This window comes from uncultured Aquimarina sp. (assembly GCF_947495315.1).
Classification (GTDB): domain Bacteria; phylum Bacteroidota; class Bacteroidia; order Flavobacteriales; family Flavobacteriaceae; genus Aquimarina.
In genome coordinates this window covers 377074-394967 of sequence record NZ_CANLYD010000002.1, presented here as the reverse complement: position 1 = coordinate 394967, position 17894 = coordinate 377074, and the positions used below count along the sequence as shown (strand labels likewise).

The window sequence follows — 17894 nt, the reverse complement described above, 5'->3', positions numbered from 1 at the left end:
ATTAGCGTCTCAATTACGGGGTATTAACCTGTTTTTATACAAGTTATTTAACTAATAATTCTATAAAAATGAAGTTTATGAAACCAATACTCCTCGCTGTTCCATTACTGGAAGATCTCGAAAAGCGTTTTCATTAATTGTGTTTTTTCTGAAAATGTATTTCTTATCGAATAGCTTACCTTCCGCAAAGAAGGTAACCGAAAACTCATTATTCATAGCAAATAATTCTTCCTGAATCATTTCGATCTTAGCGGATGATTTAGCATTCACTGTTCCTATACCATGTCTTAATAAAGATGTCTTTTTTTCGGTATTGTAACCTTTGGTAACTACCAAAACCATTTCAATAGGTATATCCTGATCATTAATGATATAAGCATTCCAATCATGACCACCGAATTCATCATTCCATTCTTTGACCACAGCTACGTAGACATTTTCTACTATTGGTATTTCTATATCTTTTTTCAATTATAAGGCAGACTTAAATTGTTCTAAGAAACGTACATCATTTTCGCTTAGCATACGGATATCAGAAATCCCATATAACAATAGCGCTATACGATCGATTCCCATACCAAAAGCAAAACCGCTATATTCTTCTGGATCAATATTACAGTTTTTCAATACGTTAGGATCTACCATTCCACATCCCATAATCTCTAACCAACCTGTTCCCTTGGTCATTTTATAGTCTGTTTCTGTTTCTAATCCCCAATATACATCTACCTCAGCACTTGGTTCTGTGAATGGGAAATAAGACGGACGTAGTCTGATCTTGGATTTACCGAACATTTCTGTGGTAAAATATTGTAATGTTTGCTTTAGATCTGCAAATGAAACATCTTTATCAATATATAATCCTTCTACTTGATGAAAAAAACAATGTGAACGTGCAGAAATTGCCTCATTACGATATACTCTTCCTGGAGAAATAGTTCTTATTGGTGGTTTATTGTCTTCCATATACCGTACTTGTACAGAAGATGTATGTGTACGCAATAGAATATCCGGATCTGTTTGGATAAAAAACGTGTCCTGCATATCACGTGCTGGATGATATTCTGGTAAATTAAGTGCAGTAAAGTTGTGCCAATCATCTTCAATTTCTGGCCCTTCACTTACATTAAAACCAATACGTGAAAATATATCTATAATTTGATTCTTTACTAAAGAAATTGGATGACGTGATCCTAAAGCAATTGGTTCTGCAGGACGTGTAAGATCGCCATAAGCACCCTTTTCTTCATCTTTAGACTCTAGTTCATCTTTTAAGGCTCTTACTTTATCTTCTGCTGCTACTTTTAGGGCATTTATGGCTTGACCAAACTCTTTCTTTTGATCATTCGCAATATTTCTGAATTCAGTAAAAAAGTCATTAACTAGTCCTTTCTTACCCGAAAACTTTATTCTAAACGCTTCAACTTCTTCTTTGGTCTTGGCAGAGAAATCCTCAACTTCTGAGATATATTCTTTAATCTTATCGATCATGATCTTTTTCTTATAGTAGAGGACAAATTTAAGATTTGTACATCATAAAATTGTACATGGCGTCTAAAAAAATGTGTTATTTTGGTAATAAAACGTATAATTTCCAGAAAAATCACCCTTCCGAAAGAACTTTGTTTTGTTTTAGATTATCTCGATAGGTGTATAACATCAAAAAGAAAACCGAAATTCCTCCGAATAGATGCCACAACCAATGTGTTCCCATATAGAAAAGATCAGTTTTCCAGAACGTATCTGCGCTTCTAAAACTTACGGCTATTGCAAAAAACACAAAGGCTAGTATAATTGTTTCTTTATGTCTCCCATTTGTTTTTATGAGATATAAAACAATGGGAAGCAAAACTGTAATTGCCGTAATTATGTATCCTAATGAAATTCTGACCACTGCAGGAATAGGTAATGTGCGTACAGCAAAAGAAACTCCAAAAATTAAGACAAAGGCCAATACTCTTTTCCACCAAAGTCTGTATAATTTAAAAATGAAATAAAAAACAGCCGACATACACAAAACCATAATTGGAACCCAATCCATAAACAACCATATTTGATGACTTCGGGTACCATGAAATAAAGTCCCTCCAATAAAACCGATAGCAAGAATCGGTAAACAAAAGGCTAAAAACAAATGTTGTTTTGGATTCTTATATACGCGTATAGAAAAGTATATAATTATAATTAAAAATACAAGATTGCTAATCGTATTGAACGGTTCTACTGGTAATCTACCCATGATCGTTTCTTGGTAAATCGGTCCGGTATCATTGGGAACAACATTAGGATCATTGATAACATTCAGAAACATATTTTCTTTTTGTATTAAAGTTAAAAAAACGACACAAATTGAGAAGTATTCAAGTGTAATAAATACTGAAAGTAACAAAAAGATAATGCGCTAATAATCAGATAAATATCATTTTTCTAAAATTCTTTAAGAAAAACAATTATTAAGTACGTTAAAGCACGTTAAAAATCTTGACAAAACTGTAGATATTGATTATATTTAGGTATAGTTTTAAATACTATAAAATTCAGCCTTAGATTTTCCCAAAATAATATTTCATAACCAATAAATGCGAACACATGGTATATGACTAAAAGTTAGTCATTATTTTATGTTTAATTAAAAAATGTCGATATGAAAAAGTTATTTTTTGGAATCCTAATTATAGACATGAAAGGATTAAAAGAATTGATAAGCAATCTTCCTTCGGCTTCTTGGTATGCTATGAGAAGATAACTACATTATGAGTAAATTTCTTTAAGACAAGATTTTTATATTACATATTCAAAACATTTATAAAAAAGATGCTCAACTTGAGCATCTTTTTTATAAATCATTATTATTTGACAGCATTAAAAAATATACTCACTTGTCAGGAAATAACTAACAATTGCTTCTTTCATTAAAACTGATTGCTCTCCGGCTTTGAGGTTAGGTAATTGTTCTTTTACAATATAATGTGGCCATCCTTGCTCATCAAAATAATCAAACTCATAATACCCATATGGTTCTAACAACCTACAGATAGCAATATGCATAAGATCTAGCTTTTCATCTTTCTTAAACTTACGATGTACCTGCCCTAATTCCTGCACTCCAATCAGGTAAATGATTGCATCTAAATCTAATGGATCTCCATCAGCAAATTGAGCTGATAATTTTTGTACCAAAACGTCCCATCGTTCTTTTAATTTTTCGTCTCTAGCCATAACGTATCTTTAACTATACTTTCAATTTCTACATAAAAAATTAAGCGTTACAAAAGTAACGCTTAACTAAAAAAACTAACCATCATTTGAGAGAAATATTAAAACTCCCACAATACACCGATTCCAGCATATTGATTTCTATAATTTCTAAATGATCTTGCATCTATATCACTATAGTTAGTACTTCTAATTCTGGAAAACATGGTAGCAGTAATAGAAAAACCTTTCCCTATTTTGTGAGCAGCATTCATCTGAAAGTTTGAATATTCATATTTCAGATCTTCTCCTATACCTCCATCAGTGTTTCTCGCTTCGATATCTGTATAATTTCTTGTAATGAAAGAGAAAGTTCCTCTAATTTTTGTCTTGTCATTGTCATATTTCAGAGCAATTCCAGGACCGAATTGATTGAACCCAGATCGGTTGGTAGAATTATCAATCCTTACATAGTAAACAAAACTTGGCTTTATTTCGAACTGCTTGTTAAAAGGTAATCTATAATACAAAGTTCCTTTTAGATAATCCCAATCTCTTTCTCCATCTGGTTCAATATCACTGGCATTAAAAGTATCATAACGTCTCTTTTTTGCGTATGCTGTTATACCTAACTTGTGTTTTAACTTATTAATTCTAAAAGTTTGAACTGAAGAAATCTGAGCTCCAAATTCACTATATTGTAAATCTCTAACACCAAAGGCATCAAAATTCCTGAAGTTATAAAACCCCTCTATGGTAAGTTGATTATTTGTAAGTGGCGCAAACTGTAAACCTAAGGTTCCTCCATAATTGGTATACCCTAAAGGATTAATTAACACATCCTGATCACCTCCAAGCCCTTCTCTATTCATTCTTATGAATCGTGCTTCTGCAAGTAAAGATGTTTCTCTGCTAAACTTATAGTCATATTTAACGTTCGTATTTAGGCTCCAATAGCTATCATCAAAATTTTCATAAAATATTCTAGAAAAAGGATTCATAGAAACTCTAATTCTATTTTTGCTCCATTTGTATCGATATTTATAATTTAGTTCTATATCCTGATAAAAACTGCTGGATATCAATTCATCCTCATTCAGTATAACTCCTCCTGTTCTTATTTCATCTGGACTTCTAAAATAATTATATTCATACCCTGCTTGAGTTTCTGCATTGAAGGCATTATTACTTTGTGTATATGAAATAATACTCGTTAGTGTTAATATGATTGTTATAGAGATTTTCGTGATTTTCATATTTGTTCTTTTTCCTTTTCTTACTTACTTGTTTTTTCTTCTATTACTTTTTTTAAGCCTTGTTTATTTACTAATTGTATTCCTAATCCCGGCCGCACATTTATTTCCATTATCTGTGGTCCTTTATTTTTATCAATTACAATATCAATTCCCAGATAATCCAAAGGGAAAACTTTTGCTGTTGCAATAGATATTTCCAGAATTTCTTTCCAATATGGAATTGGAACATCTTTTATTATAAATTCACTGTCCGGATGATGATTAAAATAATTTTTACCATCGTATACTTCTGTTAATGTACCTTTCTCTAAATCCACTCCAATACCCACTCCATTTTGATGAAGATTCGCTTTGCCATCCGATCTGTTGGTAGGCATTCTTAGCATTCCCATTAAAGGAGTATTATTAAGCGTAATAATTCTAAAATCAGGTACACCTTGTGGATATATTTTATGAAAAAAGGGATGTGGTTCTATACATTCTTCAACCAAAACTCTATCATGAGAACCAAGAGAAAAGAATCCCATTATGGTAGCGGCCATATGCTGAAATATCTGCCGTTCAGTAATTATTTTTCCGCTGCTTATCCAATTACCTACTGCATCTTTCTTAACAATTTTGATGCCTCCACCACCGCAGCCATTTGCTGGTTTTATGGCCATTGCATCATATTTCTTACAAGCCTCCCAAGCTTTTTTAATATCACTATTGTATTCTATTACAGCATATGTTTCCGCACAAGGAATGTCATATTGATGCAAAATTTCCTTTGTTAATACTTTATCATCAGCAAGAGGATAGTGCTTTTTAGCATTATTAGGATAGATTAACTTAATGTTTCTTTCGTTCAAACCGATTACGTTTGATTTTTTACGATTTCTCATTTTCAGAATTGTTGACAGCATAGTTTTAGATTTTGAAATATTCAATACCACCCCAAAGAGTAAACTAATAGGGTTGGAATACTGTTTCTTATGGATTGATTAACTAAATAGTGGTTTGAAACGATAAAACTCTACCCATCTAATGCCTATATATCTTCCTAGAAGGATTGCAGAGGAAATAATTAGTAGTATAATCTCTGGGAAGATTATTAGGATCGATGGTAATGCTTTCCAGGATAGTAATCCAAAGCAGATTGTAGTAGCTAACAAGGTTTGAAATAGCTTATCGATCGCCATTTTATAACCGTCCTCGACAGTTGCTCGCGAAAAGCGTTCTGCAGCTATTGTAAGAATAATAGTTGGAAAAAAGGTTAATGTTGTAAGCCAGGTTATCTTATACTTTAGTCCGATTGTCGTAGCTATAATCATTAACCCAACCATAATTGTCAAAGAAACTACTAGTTTAGGCGTATACAACAAGCCTATTTTATCAAAAGGATAAGAGATCAACCCCACTAATAAAATCAATCCAACAAATAGTATAATTCCCGATACAAAACCAATATGTAGCATAGAAAATGCGATCAAAACAGGAAGAAAAATCCCGAATGTCTTTACTCCTACTACATTTCTTAAAAAAGCTACTAATAAACCTCCTAAAGGCAATAACAGCAAAAGGTTTAATGATTTTTTTGGCATGATACCTCCTTCTACAAGTCCCCAAAGAGAAATCCCTGATAAGTTGCGTATCTCTTCAGAATTCATCTTCAAAAAAGCAATATGATTTACTTCTTCTATTTGGTACGTATAATCAAACTGAATTCCAGATGTATGGGTTATTAAGAATTCATCTCCCTGATAAATCTCTAAATAATTAGAAGGTATATATGCAAAGTGATTATTTAAGGTATCAAAAGGTATCCAAGTCTCATTAATCAGGACTTCTGCCCAAACGTGAGATGTTCTTTTATTAGAGTTTTCTGCGATGATTCCTCCTTTTATTCTAGCAGGATATCCCAGATTTCTTGATAAGGCTACAAATAGTCTACTCTTTCCGTTGCAGGACGCCTTATTTTGTCGGATTGTAGTTAATGCATCCGTTAATGTAATAATTGGTGCAGAAGGAATACCGGATACATAATCAAAAATATTTTTAATAACCTCTTTATCATTTGTGGTCTCCCGAACAAGCCGTTTGGCTAATTCACTTATGGATTCATCATCCGATTGAATATTCAGTGTTGGTTCCAAGTATTTTTTATACGCATCAGGTATTGTAATAAATGTTTTAGGAATAATATAGTTTTTATCTTTTCCCTCAAAAATGAATTCGTAGTTTACAGAATGATATTGATTCTTATTTGTAGTATTCCAAATCGCTCTTATATTTTCATTCTCTTCTTCTTTTTTCTTGAAATGCAAAGCACTATCTTTTTGGGTATTTCCCTCAGAAATTCTTTGTCTGAAATTATTTTTAGGAATAAACGTTTTTACAAATGTGTTTTTGTCGCCTGACTTAAAAAAATAAGTATAATTTACCTTATACACTTCATCAGGATTAAAGTTATCATAGTTATTTATAATTGGTTTCAACTTAAATCCAATTGAGGTAATAGCTATAACAGTAATCAAGATAACCGTAATTCTAAGATTTGTTTTGGAATTCATAATGAGTTATTTTTGGCTGTATAACCGGACATAAGAAAAATACCCTACCCTGGATTAAAAAAAATATTCCCCCTATGAGTGTATCTCCCAAATCCGTATGCGATCAGCCTGTATTCAATGAGTTGTTCAAAGCGCATTCCAGGACTATTAGAAATCATATTTATTACAAATGTGGAGATCCAGATCAGGCAGAAGATATTATGCAAGAGGCTTTTATTCGATTATGGAATAACTGCAAAAAAATAATCTTAGAAAAAGCGAGGGCTTTTTTGTATAAAGCATCCACAAATTTATTTCTCAATCAGGTCGAGCATCAAAAAGTACGATTAGCATACAGTAAGTTGTCCCATAGAGACAGAAACCATGAATCTCCTGATTTTATATTAGAAGAAAAAGAGTTTATGATAAAGTTACAGAATGCAATAGCTGATCTTACCGAAGCACAACGAGAAGTATTTCTGTTAAATCGTATAGATAAAAAAACATACAATGAAATAGCTGAAATGCTAGGTATTTCGGTAAAAGCAGTAGAAAAAAGAATGCACAATGCTCTAAAGAAGTTAAGGAAAATCATAAAAAATATTTAAATAAGGTAGGGTATTTAGTATATCGCCGGTTATATGGCAAATAGCAATCCTAATTATTCGAAAAAACAATTACAAATTAAATGGCTGAGGACAAAAATCCATATTTGGCAAAATGGTTGAACGATGATTTAACTCCTCAAGAGCTAGAACAGTTTAAAAAGTCGGAAGAATTTGATGACTACGATAAAATTGTAAAAGGTCTTGAATACTTTGACGCACCTTCATTTGACGAAGAAGCATCTCTTGCTGTTACTTTACAAAAACTACAGGATCAGAAAAAAGGAAAAGTCATTCGTTTGAAACCTTTTATTTATGCGATTTCAGCTGCTGCATCCATTTTACTTATTATTGGATTGTTTTTTAATAAAGTTAGCCATACAGTAGACCTAGGGACACAGCTTTCAGTTATATTACCTGATGGAAGTACTGCTGATCTTAATGCAGGCTCAACTTTAACCTACAATCGTTTCTTTTGGTCTCAAAACAGAGAAGTACAACTAGACGGAGAAGGCTTGTTTAAAGTAGAAACAGGCAATAATTTCACGGTTATAACAGATTCCGGAAAAATAGAAGTGCTAGGAACTGTTTTTAATGTAAAATCGAGAAATACCATTTTCGAAGTAGCCTGTTATGAAGGTAAAGTGAGTGTAGAAACTAATTCTAATCAACAACAAATAATTAAGAAAGGGGAAGCTGTTTCACTTAAAGACAACAAATTACATAAAACAAGTATTTCTAGATCTGGACCATTATGGAAAAATGGAGAAAGCCTTTTTATAAGCATTCCTTTAAAAGAAGTTTTAGATGAATTAGAAAGGCAATATAACATCACTTTTATAAGAACCAATATTGATGAAAATAAGCTGTTTTCTGGAGGTTTCTTATATAACAATCTTGATCTTGCTTTAGAATCTGTACTAGTTCCAATGAATATAGAGTATGTTATTAATGGTCTAAGTGTAAAATTATCTAATAAATAGTTTTGATAAGTGCCGAACACGACTGATACAAACCATAAAAAACATAAAATTTTAATGTTACCTGTTATTTTATTTTAATGAAAAAAGCTGTTTTCCTACTATTCTTTTTAACCTATTCGATGCAGGCACAGGTAAAGAAAAATTATAAAAAAGCGCCTTTGCATCAGGTACTTACCGAAATCGCTGAATCCTATGGATTAATTTTTTCTTTTAGTAATGATGTAGTAAAAGACAAAGTGATAACACTTTCACTTAACAATACTCCTCTTGATGAGATTTTGGTGACTTTAAGAATTCTAACCAATCTTACTTATAATAAAATATCTGATAGACAAGTAACCGTAAGCGCTCCTGATACAAAAACTTCTATATGTGGATATATATTTGATGCCGATACTAATGGTCCACTATCCTATGCTTCTGTAGTAATAAAAGAAACAAATGAAGGTGTTATTTCTGACGAAAACGGCTTTTTCCTTTTGGAAAAAATAGATAAGAATACTTCTATTACGATTCAGTATGTGGGATACACAGAAAAAACTGTTCCAGTAGCAACTTTCCAAAAATCAGTTTGTCAACGCATAAGACTTATAACAGAAAGTACTGCATTAGAAGAAGTACTTATCATAGAATATATTACTAAAGGGCTCGGGAAAAATATTGATGGATCTCTTGGTATTGTTAATGAAAATTTAGGAATTCTACCTGGTCAAATTGAGCCCGATATTTTTCAAAGTATGCAATTGATTCCTGGTATTAGTAGTCCTGATGAAACTGCAACAGGCATACAAATTAGAGGTGGTTCTCCTGATCAAAACTTAATTCTTTGGGATAATATAAAAATGTATAATACAGGACATTTTTTTGGGCTCATTTCAGCTTTTAATCCATACGTTGTTTCTGATACAAAAATCTTTAAAGGAGGCGCCGATCCTAAATATGGAGATAGAGTATCTGGAGTAATCGATATTTCTAGTGATACAGAAGTGCCTAAAAAATTTAATGGTGGAATGGGGCTTAATGGTACACATGCTGATCTTTTCTTAAAAACACCTATCTCAAATAAAGTAGGACTAGTTATCTCTGGGAGAAGAGCATATACGGATTACTTAGAAACTCCAACCTACTCTGCATATTTTGACAAAGTATTTCAAAATACTAAAATAACTGATGCATTAAATCCAATCGATCTAGAGGACGAAGATGAAATAGAAGAAGAAATATCGGATAACAACTTTTTTTTCTACGATACAAGTGTAAAATTAATTGCCGATATTTCTGAAAACGATAAAATTCTAGTAAGCGGAATATACACTAAAAATGATCTTGCTTTTGAAATAAATAACGAAGAAGATCTACTAACTGATGATCTTACTATACAAAATAAAGGAGCCAGTTTTTCTTGGATAGGCACAAAACTAGATCGTCTTCATTATGGTATTAAGGGATACTACTCTAATTATGACTCTGATTATAGTTTTACCGAGCGAGAGGAGATGGTAATAGAGGAACAATCTATTCGAAAAAACACTGTAGAAGATATTGGCTTTGACCTTGATCTGACATACGATATATACAAAAAACATTCAGTAACCATTGGTTATCAATTCTCTAACAATAAAGTTTTTTATAATATTACTAGAGATGGTGAATTCGAAACTCCAATTAATGAAACGGATCTTGTAAAAAACAATGCAAACTCAATCTACGCCAATTATAAATTTTCTTTTAAAAATAAGGGGTTAATCAATCTAGGGTTTCGAGCTTCTCATTATTCAGTGGTTGATCAGTTCTATACTGAACCAAGAATAAACATTGAGTATCCGATTACCAAAAACTTACGTGTAAAAGCTACTGGTGAGCTCAGATACCAACCCATAAGTCAATTGGTAGAATTCGAAGATACTCAGCTCCGGTTAGAAAACAGCTTATGGATCCACTCTAATAATGAAGAAATTCCATTATTAAAAAGCGCACAGTTTTCTGGTGGATTATTGTTCTCTAAAAATGATTGGAATTTTGAGATAGATGGATACTACAAAAATATTAATGGTCTAACCTCGCTTACTAATGGATTTAACAATATCAATAATGAATTTTCCACAGGTGAAAGTGATATCATAGGTTTAGATGTATTACTAAAGAAACGATTCAAAAATTTAAGAACCTGGATTGGATATACTTTTAATGATATCGACTATACGTTTCCTGAACTACAAGAGTCATCATTTCCAGGAAATAATGATATCACACATAGTTTTAGATTTTCTAGTACGTTAGAAATTAAAAATTGGGAGTTCTCTTTAGGTTGGATCTGGAGATCAGGTGCTCCTTTTACAGATGCTGATCTTCTCAATGAAGATATAGAGTTTAGCACTCCTAATTCCAGAAATTTACCTGAATATCATCGTTTAGATGCCTCATTGATTTATCATTTTGATATTAATAAAAATAAAAAATGGAGAGGTCAAATCGGTGTCTCTTTACTCAATATTTATGATCGACAAGTACCTATTTCAATACGTTATCAAGCAGATGAAAATGCTGATACAGAAAATGTGGAACTGGATGTAATCCGACAACAATCCTTAGGAATTACACCGAATATAACATTAAGGGTATATTTCTAAATCCGTTAATTAATTGTTTGAGGCTATTTTCTAGATACTACAAAATTTTGATTTAAAACATTATATTAGTCCAAACAAAATTATCAATGAATTACATAGATATCATTTTAGGCATATTGTTGCTATGGGGATTAATCAAGGGGTTTAGTAAAGGTTTATTCGTTTCGCTAGCTTCTTTGGTTGCTTTAGTTGCCGGAATTTATATCGCTGTACATTTTTCTCACCTTGTAGGAGGATATTTAGAGCAATATGTTGATTGGGGAGATGGGGCTATGAAACTTACCGCTTTTGCCATCACATTTATTGTTGTGGTAATTCTGATTTCTCTTGCCGGAAAATTATTGACTAAAATTGCTGATTTTGCCTCTTTAGGAATTCTTAATAAACTTCTGGGTGCAGCATTTGGCGTATTAAAGTTTGCATTTATAGCCAGTGTAGTTATCATATTTGTAGATGCTGGAAATAGATCTCTAAATATAATTAAGCAAGAAACATTAGATTCTTCTATACTCTATTCTCCTGTAAAAAAGTTAGCACCGATGGTACTACCGAATATTTTAAAAAGTGAACGAAGTGATAATTCTGACACTACAGTTTAACTGTTTTTCTATCATAAACTCGCTAAAAAGACTCATTGTTTTTAACCATCCAAAAGCCCTTTATCCCCATACTCTTTTACATACTTCAAACAGCTCGCAAAGTCATCAAAAATACTCGATTCGGGAATAAAGTCAGGAATAATATCAATACGTTCCATCATATATCTTGGTTGTTTCAATAAACTAACAAATAATATATTGATATTCTTCTTTTTAAGATCTAAAAGCATCTCTTCCATAGCATATAATCCTGTTTGATCCATATATTGCATTCGTCCTAGTCTCATAATGACAACAGATGCGGTTTCCGGTATCTGAGAAGCTAATTGCTGAAAATCACTGGTAGAACCAAAAAACAAAGGTCCTTTAAGATGTTTAATAAAAACCTTTTCTTGTAAACTGGTAGGAAAATCTTTTTCATCTTTCCATCCTTCTTCTTTTAGAGGTTTTACATCAGATCTTTCTGCTGTTAAATCTCCAATCTTTTTCATAAACATTAATGAAGCAATCACTAAACCTATACCTACAGCATATATTAAATCCCAAAATGTAGACAGTACTAAAACAGTTAACATGATCAATACTTCAGAACTTAATTTTAAAGGGCCTAATTTAATATCCTTTGGTAAACTTGGAATTGCTTTCAACCCTTTGTAATCCATTACTCCAATACCCACCGTAATTAGTATTCCAGCTAAAACTGCTGCTGGAATTTTTGATGCTACTGGTCCTAATGCTAACATAATTATCAATAACAAAATACCCGCGATCATTCCGGACAATTTAGTTTTTCCTCCGGCATTAATATTAACAACGGTTCTGATCGTTGCTCCAGCTCCCGGAATACCACCAAATATGGCAGCTATACTATTTCCGATTCCTTGACCTACTAATTCCTTATTAGGTTTATGCTTCGTTTTGGTCATGTTATCTGCTACTACACTGGTTAACAAAGAATCTATTGCACCTAAAAGTGATAAAGTAAGTGCCGTAAATATATAAGGAGTAATACTTCCAAGATTAAACTTTGTGAAAATTTCCCATTTAGGAATTGGAATTCCAGTCGGGATTTCTTCAATTGGTCTATATTCGAGTCCAAATCCAACCGCTATTCCAGACATTACTATTAATGCTACCAATGTACTTGGAACCGCTGTTGTAATCCTTTTAAACCCATATATAATAATAATGGTTCCTATTGCCAGTAATAATTCTAACCAATTGATGTTTTTTAAAGCTCTTGGTAAAACTTTCAAAGCTCCTATGGTTCCTGAAGCATCTTTAGCAGCTAAAGTTTTGGATTCCCTTAAAATATCATCTTGTGATATGGTGTTTGCTCTGGAAATAGTTTCTTTGAAATCTTCTAGCACTAAGATTCCTTCTCCTGCCTCCTCTTTTAGAATATTTTCAAGAATTACTTCTTCAGCCTGAGGTTTGAAACGTTCTACAAACTCCACATCTTCTTTAGGGTAATATCCTAATGAAGGTAGTATCTGAGTTAATAAAATAATGACTCCGATGGCTGTCATAAACCCAGAAACAACAGGATACGGAATATATCTAATATATTTTCCTAACCCTATTAATCCTAAACCTACCTGCATTAATCCAGCTAATAAAAACACGGTAAGTATCGCAGGTAATGCCTTTTCTACACTCCCATCATTTGTTGCAATGATTCCAGCAATTATCACCATACTTACTGCTGTCATAGGTGCTGTTGGTCCAGAAATCTGAGTACTGGTTCCACCAAACAATGCTGCAAAAAAACTAATAAAAATGGCACCATATAGCCCAGCAGTTGGACCTAAACCTGAAGATACTCCAAACGCTAACGCTAATGGAAGTGCAACAATACCAGCGGTTAAACCACCGAATGCATCGCCTTTAAAGTTTCCAAAAAATCCTTTCATCTTTCTAGTTTTACAAGGAACAATAATAGTAAAACTATTAGAACTGAAGTAAAAAAGGCCTAAGTCATTATAACTTAAGCCTTTTTTTAAGAAAGTTTTAGCATTTTTAGCCTTCGAAAAAGGTTACACTACCGTCGTTAATATCATACATCCCACCAATAAGGAGTATTTCTTTATTGTCTTCCATTTCTTTTAGCACACTACTCTCTTTTCGAATATTATCGATTGTCATATGCACATTTTTAACAGCTACTTCATTAACAAATTCGATATTCTTAGAATTTCTTAGCGATTCATCAGAAGGTTCAGTTACCGCAGCTACTGCTGGTTTTATTTTACTTAATAAGGCAGTAAGATTTCCTAGTTTTGCATCATCACAAGCTCCTTTTACCGCACCACAAGCAGTATGCCCTAAAACCAATACTAATTTGGTTCCTGCTAGTTTACAAGCAAACTCCATGCTTCCTAGGATATCCTCATTTACAAAATTACCTGCTACTCGCGCACTGAAAACATCTCCTATTCCCTGATCAAAAATTAATTCTGAAGAAACTCTGGAATCAATACAACTTAAGATTGTTGCAAATGGAAACTGACCACTTTTAGTGTCATTTACCTGATCCAAAAGATCGCGATCAGCCATATGTTTCTTCTGAAATCTTTGGTTCCCTTCTTTCAACAATTGTAGTGCTATTTGCGGAGTAATTGCTGCTTGTGTTTCTTTAGTATGTGCTTTCATAATTATTACTTTATTTATGCTGTTTTGGGTCTTAATTTAAAAAAATCTATATAACTATCCGGATTTTCAGCTATTCCTCGTTCAGATATTAATTGAATATCAATATTTCGGTTTTTAGCCTTTTCAGAAAAATCTTCTAATATTTCAATAATATCATTATCCAAGTACCTGGTTTTTCTAACATCTAAGGTAAGATATGTATCTTCAGGCAATCTATCTAATTCTTTTAGGATCGCTCCTTTATTAAAAAACGTAACCTCTTCTGCCAAGGTCATTTTAACCTTATGCTTTCCATTACTTTTATCTTCAATATGCAAAAAGTGGGAGTTCTGATAACTTTTAAATAAGATAACAACAATTCCTACTGCTAATCCAAGTCCTATTCCTACTAATAAATCAGTAAATACAATACCTAGCACAGTAACAATAAACGGAACAAACTGTTTCCAACCGGCAGTCCACATAGCTTTGAATGTTGATGGTTTCGCTAGTTTATATCCAACAATAAAAAGAATAGCTGCCAATACAGAAAGAGGAATCATATTTAACAATCTCGGTATCAAAATAACCGAAGTTAAAAGAAAGAATCCGTGAATAATTGCAGACATCTTACTTTTCCCTCCTGATTGTATGTTAGCCGAACTACGAACAATAACTTGTGTTATAGGCAACCCACCAATCAATCCAGAGACCATGTTTCCAGCTCCTTGAGCTAATAGTTCACGATTAGTTGGTGTTACTCTTTTTTCTGGATCTAGTTTATCTGTTGCTTCTACACAAAGTAAGGTCTCTAGACTTGCTACCAAAGCGATAGTAAAAGCAGTAATCCATACATCTGTACTCGTAATCGCACCAAAATTAGGAAAACTAAATTGTCCTAAAAATGAAGATATGCCGTCTGGAATTGGAACATTTACCAGATGAATATTGGAAATTTCTAAAGAAGAACCTCCTGCAAAAATATAAAAAACAATCCCTATAACTACTGCAACCAATGGTCCTTGTACGAGTTGAAATACTCTCGCCTTTTTAGTTAACACCTTATCCCATAATATTAAAATCCCCAAGCCAATAACAGCGATCAAAGTAGAACCAAGACTTATGGATTTAAAAGCATTGATAATTCCTGAAAATGTATTTTCTCCATCAGTTTGGAAGAATGCAAAATCACCTTCAGACGCACTATCATATCCGAAAAAATGTGGTATCTGTTTCAGGATTATTATAATCCCAATTCCAGTAAGCATTCCCTTTATAACAGACGAAGGGAAATAGTACCCTATAATACCGGCTTTTAAAATTCCAAATAATATTTGGATTGCACCTCCAAGTACAACAGCTACTAAGAAATTCTCGAAACCACCAAGAGCACCAATAGAGGTTAATACAATCGCAGCTAATCCTGCAGCTGGTCCACTAACTCCAATTTGCGAACCACTCAAGGCTCCTACCATAATTCCTCCCACTATTCCTGCAATTAGACCAGAGAAAAGAGGAGCGCCACTTGCTAACGCGATTCCTAAACATAATGGTAATGCTACAAAAAACACGACAATACTTGCTGGAAGGTCGCTTTTTATATTTTTTAAAATACTCATAATTTTAATGATTAAGTTAGTGCCTAAAATCAGGCGATTGAGGTTTACATTGATTTTAAAAATCAAAAGATGCATTCCCTTAACGAATACCGAAGTAAAAAGAGAAAAGCTATTTAATAAAAAATTATGAAAACTCTGGAGGAGGTGTTGTAAATTCTAGATATACGGATGATTTTCCGCAATTTATTTCTGGATAGTCTTTTAGAATTAAAATAGAGACTCTGGTGTTTTTATCATCAGTATATTGAGAAATCTTGTCCTTTTCTTTAAGATCTTCTTTTTCTGAACTGTCCTTTTCTTTAGATTCGGATTTTTCCTCAGTATCATCTATGATATAGGCGATAGAGTCTATATCACCATTATAAAAATTAAATAACTCAATTACATAGTTTCCTATATGGAATAGGAAACCTGATATGATCAAAAATTTTGCTATTTTAATTTTTATGGTAGGCATAAATTTTTTTAATGGGTTATAAAAATAATAGTAATACTTTCAAAATTTGTTAAATGAATTGTAAAATTGATCAATCGAGCTGTTATTTATTAACACTTAAAAATAAATGAACTCACAATATTAGGAGAATTTAACTTTCAGTCTTTGCTTAAACAACTTCAATAAAGTAATTTTAGTCATCTTGAAAAATCTTACTTCTAATAGAATTGTAATTATTGATGCTTTGCGAGGTTTTGCTTTGGCTGGTGTATGTCTAGTTCATATGAATGAACAATATATTGCTTCTCCTCCATCCGAAAATCTAATGGAAGTCACGAATAGTATTTTTGATCAAATACTAGGAGGAGTTATTGGTTTCTTTATTATTGGTAAGTTCTTTGCCCTATTTTCAATTCTTTTTGGTCTTAGTTTTTTTATACAAATGGATGCTGCAGCTAAAAGAGGGGAAAACTTTGGAATACGTTTTCTCTGGAGAGCTTTTTTATTATTTATCATTGGTTATACGCATCAATTATTTTACAAAGGAGATATTCTAACTATATATGCAATGCTGACTCCTTTCCTCATTCCGTTTTATCATTTACAAAACAAATGGATTCTTTTAGTTGCCGGATTGTTTTTAGTAAGCATCCCTAGATTCATATCATATGCAATTCTAGGCAATGAAAGTGCTTTTGGGCTTCCCCCAATTATGGATGGGAACAGTGCCGTAAATATAGAGTACATATCAACACTAAAGGAAGGTAGTATTACAGAAGTATTTACGGCAAACGCTGGTCATGGAATGTTACAAAAAATGGATTTTCAAATTGGGGTATTTGCAAGATTCTATTTAACATTTGGATATTTTCTGATTGGTTTATGGCTAGGTAAAATTGGGATATTTCAAAATGTAGAAGAAAAAATACCATTGGTCAAAAAATGGCTTAAACGAGGACTTATATGCTTTGTAATTGCTATGGCAATAACTGCAGGAGTATTTGCACTATCGCCACAACCTGTTGATTTTAAAAGCTGGTTACACGTAGTAGGTATCAATGTCTATGATTTGTCTAATATAGCACTTACAACAATCATTCTTTCGGGCTTTATTCTTTTATATCGAAAAAAACGCGGATATCAATTTCTTTCCTTTTTTTCCTCATATGGTAGAATGGCATTAACCAATTATGTTCTACAGTCGATTATTGGTACTTTTTTACTTTTTGGCTGGGGATTAGGTCTTTTAGGAAAACTACAGACGATTTACCTCGTTATTATAGCTTTAGCTCTGATTTCATTACAAGCTATAGGAAGTAAAGTATGGCTACAAAAATTTAGATATGGCCCATTAGAATGGTTATGGCGAAGTGCTACTAAAGGTAAGATTCAAGTTTTTAGAAAATAAA

At 32.5% G+C, this 17894-nt stretch carries 16 protein-coding genes; 5 read left to right on the top strand and 11 right to left on the bottom strand.

Features of this window, described 5'->3' with window-relative positions:
• Positions 1-75: 75 nt before the first annotated feature.
• The 7 genes from Q0910_RS05160 to Q0910_RS05130 form a co-directional block, all read right to left on the bottom strand.
• Complete coding sequence (locus tag Q0910_RS05160; RefSeq protein ID WP_299213262.1) at positions 76-471, bottom strand: hypothetical protein; 396 nt, start codon at positions 469-471, stop codon at positions 76-78.
• Entirely contained in the window at positions 472-1491 is a 1020-nt protein-coding gene (gene pheS / locus Q0910_RS05155) for a phenylalanine--tRNA ligase subunit alpha (protein WP_299213260.1), read from the bottom strand.
• Positions 1492-1603: 112 nt separating this feature from the next.
• Entirely contained in the window at positions 1604-2311 is a 708-nt protein-coding gene (locus Q0910_RS05150) for a ceramidase domain-containing protein (RefSeq protein WP_299213258.1), read from the bottom strand.
• Between the two features lie 551 nt (positions 2312-2862).
• Positions 2863-3219, bottom strand: coding sequence for a hypothetical protein (locus Q0910_RS05145; protein ID WP_298314508.1), 357 nt, complete (start codon positions 3217-3219; stop codon positions 2863-2865).
• 98 nt (positions 3220-3317) lie between these two features.
• Positions 3318-4451 carry a hypothetical protein gene (locus tag Q0910_RS05140; protein WP_299213256.1) on the bottom strand — a complete coding sequence of 378 codons (1134 nt, stop codon included), beginning with the start codon at positions 4449-4451 and terminating at the stop codon, positions 3318-3320.
• Positions 4452-4471: 20 nt separating this feature from the next.
• A complete protein-coding gene (locus tag Q0910_RS05135; protein WP_299213254.1) occupies positions 4472-5335 on the bottom strand; it encodes a sugar-transfer associated ATP-grasp domain-containing protein in 864 nt (287 codons plus the stop codon).
• A gap of 99 nt (positions 5336-5434) precedes the next feature.
• A complete protein-coding gene (locus Q0910_RS05130) occupies positions 5435-7003 on the bottom strand; it encodes a 7TM domain-containing protein (RefSeq protein WP_298314513.1) in 1569 nt (522 codons plus the stop codon).
• Between the two features lie 74 nt (positions 7004-7077).
• On the opposite strand from Q0910_RS05130, the gene Q0910_RS05125 reads away from it, so the two are divergent.
• From Q0910_RS05125 to Q0910_RS05110, 4 genes are all read left to right on the top strand, one after another.
• The gene (locus tag Q0910_RS05125; protein WP_118459547.1) at positions 7078-7590 is read left to right on the top strand and encodes an RNA polymerase sigma factor; all 513 of its coding nucleotides are present in this window, start codon (positions 7078-7080) and stop codon (positions 7588-7590) included.
• Positions 7591-7670: 80 nt separating this feature from the next.
• Positions 7671-8570: a FecR family protein gene (locus Q0910_RS05120; RefSeq protein WP_298314515.1), complete on the top strand. Its 900-nt coding sequence runs from the start codon at positions 7671-7673 to the stop codon at positions 8568-8570.
• 77 nt (positions 8571-8647) lie between these two features.
• Positions 8648-11200, top strand: a complete 2553-nt coding sequence (locus tag Q0910_RS05115) for a carboxypeptidase-like regulatory domain-containing protein (RefSeq protein ID WP_299213251.1) — start codon at positions 8648-8650, stop codon at positions 11198-11200.
• 86 nt (positions 11201-11286) lie between these two features.
• The gene (locus Q0910_RS05110; RefSeq protein ID WP_299213249.1) at positions 11287-11799 is read left to right on the top strand and encodes a CvpA family protein; all 513 of its coding nucleotides are present in this window, start codon (positions 11287-11289) and stop codon (positions 11797-11799) included.
• Between the two features lie 41 nt (positions 11800-11840).
• Here the strand turns inward: Q0910_RS05110 and Q0910_RS05105 are convergent, their stop codons facing one another.
• The 4 genes from Q0910_RS05105 to Q0910_RS05090 all read right to left on the bottom strand — a co-directional run bounded on the left by Q0910_RS05105 (position 11841) and on the right by Q0910_RS05090 (position 16506).
• Positions 11841-13712 carry a SulP family inorganic anion transporter gene (locus Q0910_RS05105; protein ID WP_299213247.1) on the bottom strand — a complete coding sequence of 624 codons (1872 nt, stop codon included), beginning with the start codon at positions 13710-13712 and terminating at the stop codon, positions 11841-11843.
• A 106-nt stretch (positions 13713-13818) separates the two neighbouring features.
• The gene (locus Q0910_RS05100) at positions 13819-14451 is read right to left on the bottom strand and encodes a carbonic anhydrase family protein (protein WP_299213245.1); all 633 of its coding nucleotides are present in this window, start codon (positions 14449-14451) and stop codon (positions 13819-13821) included.
• Between the two features lie 14 nt (positions 14452-14465).
• Positions 14466-16043, bottom strand: coding sequence for a SulP family inorganic anion transporter (locus Q0910_RS05095; protein ID WP_299213503.1), 1578 nt, complete (start codon positions 16041-16043; stop codon positions 14466-14468).
• Between the two features lie 130 nt (positions 16044-16173).
• Positions 16174-16506, bottom strand: coding sequence for a hypothetical protein (locus Q0910_RS05090; RefSeq protein ID WP_299213243.1), 333 nt, complete (start codon positions 16504-16506; stop codon positions 16174-16176).
• A 181-nt stretch (positions 16507-16687) separates the two neighbouring features.
• On the opposite strand from Q0910_RS05090, the gene Q0910_RS05085 reads away from it, so the two are divergent.
• On the top strand, positions 16688-17893 hold the full coding sequence (locus Q0910_RS05085) for a DUF418 domain-containing protein (protein ID WP_299213241.1): 1206 nt from the start codon (positions 16688-16690) through the stop codon (positions 17891-17893).
• Position 17894: the final 1 nt, after the last annotated feature.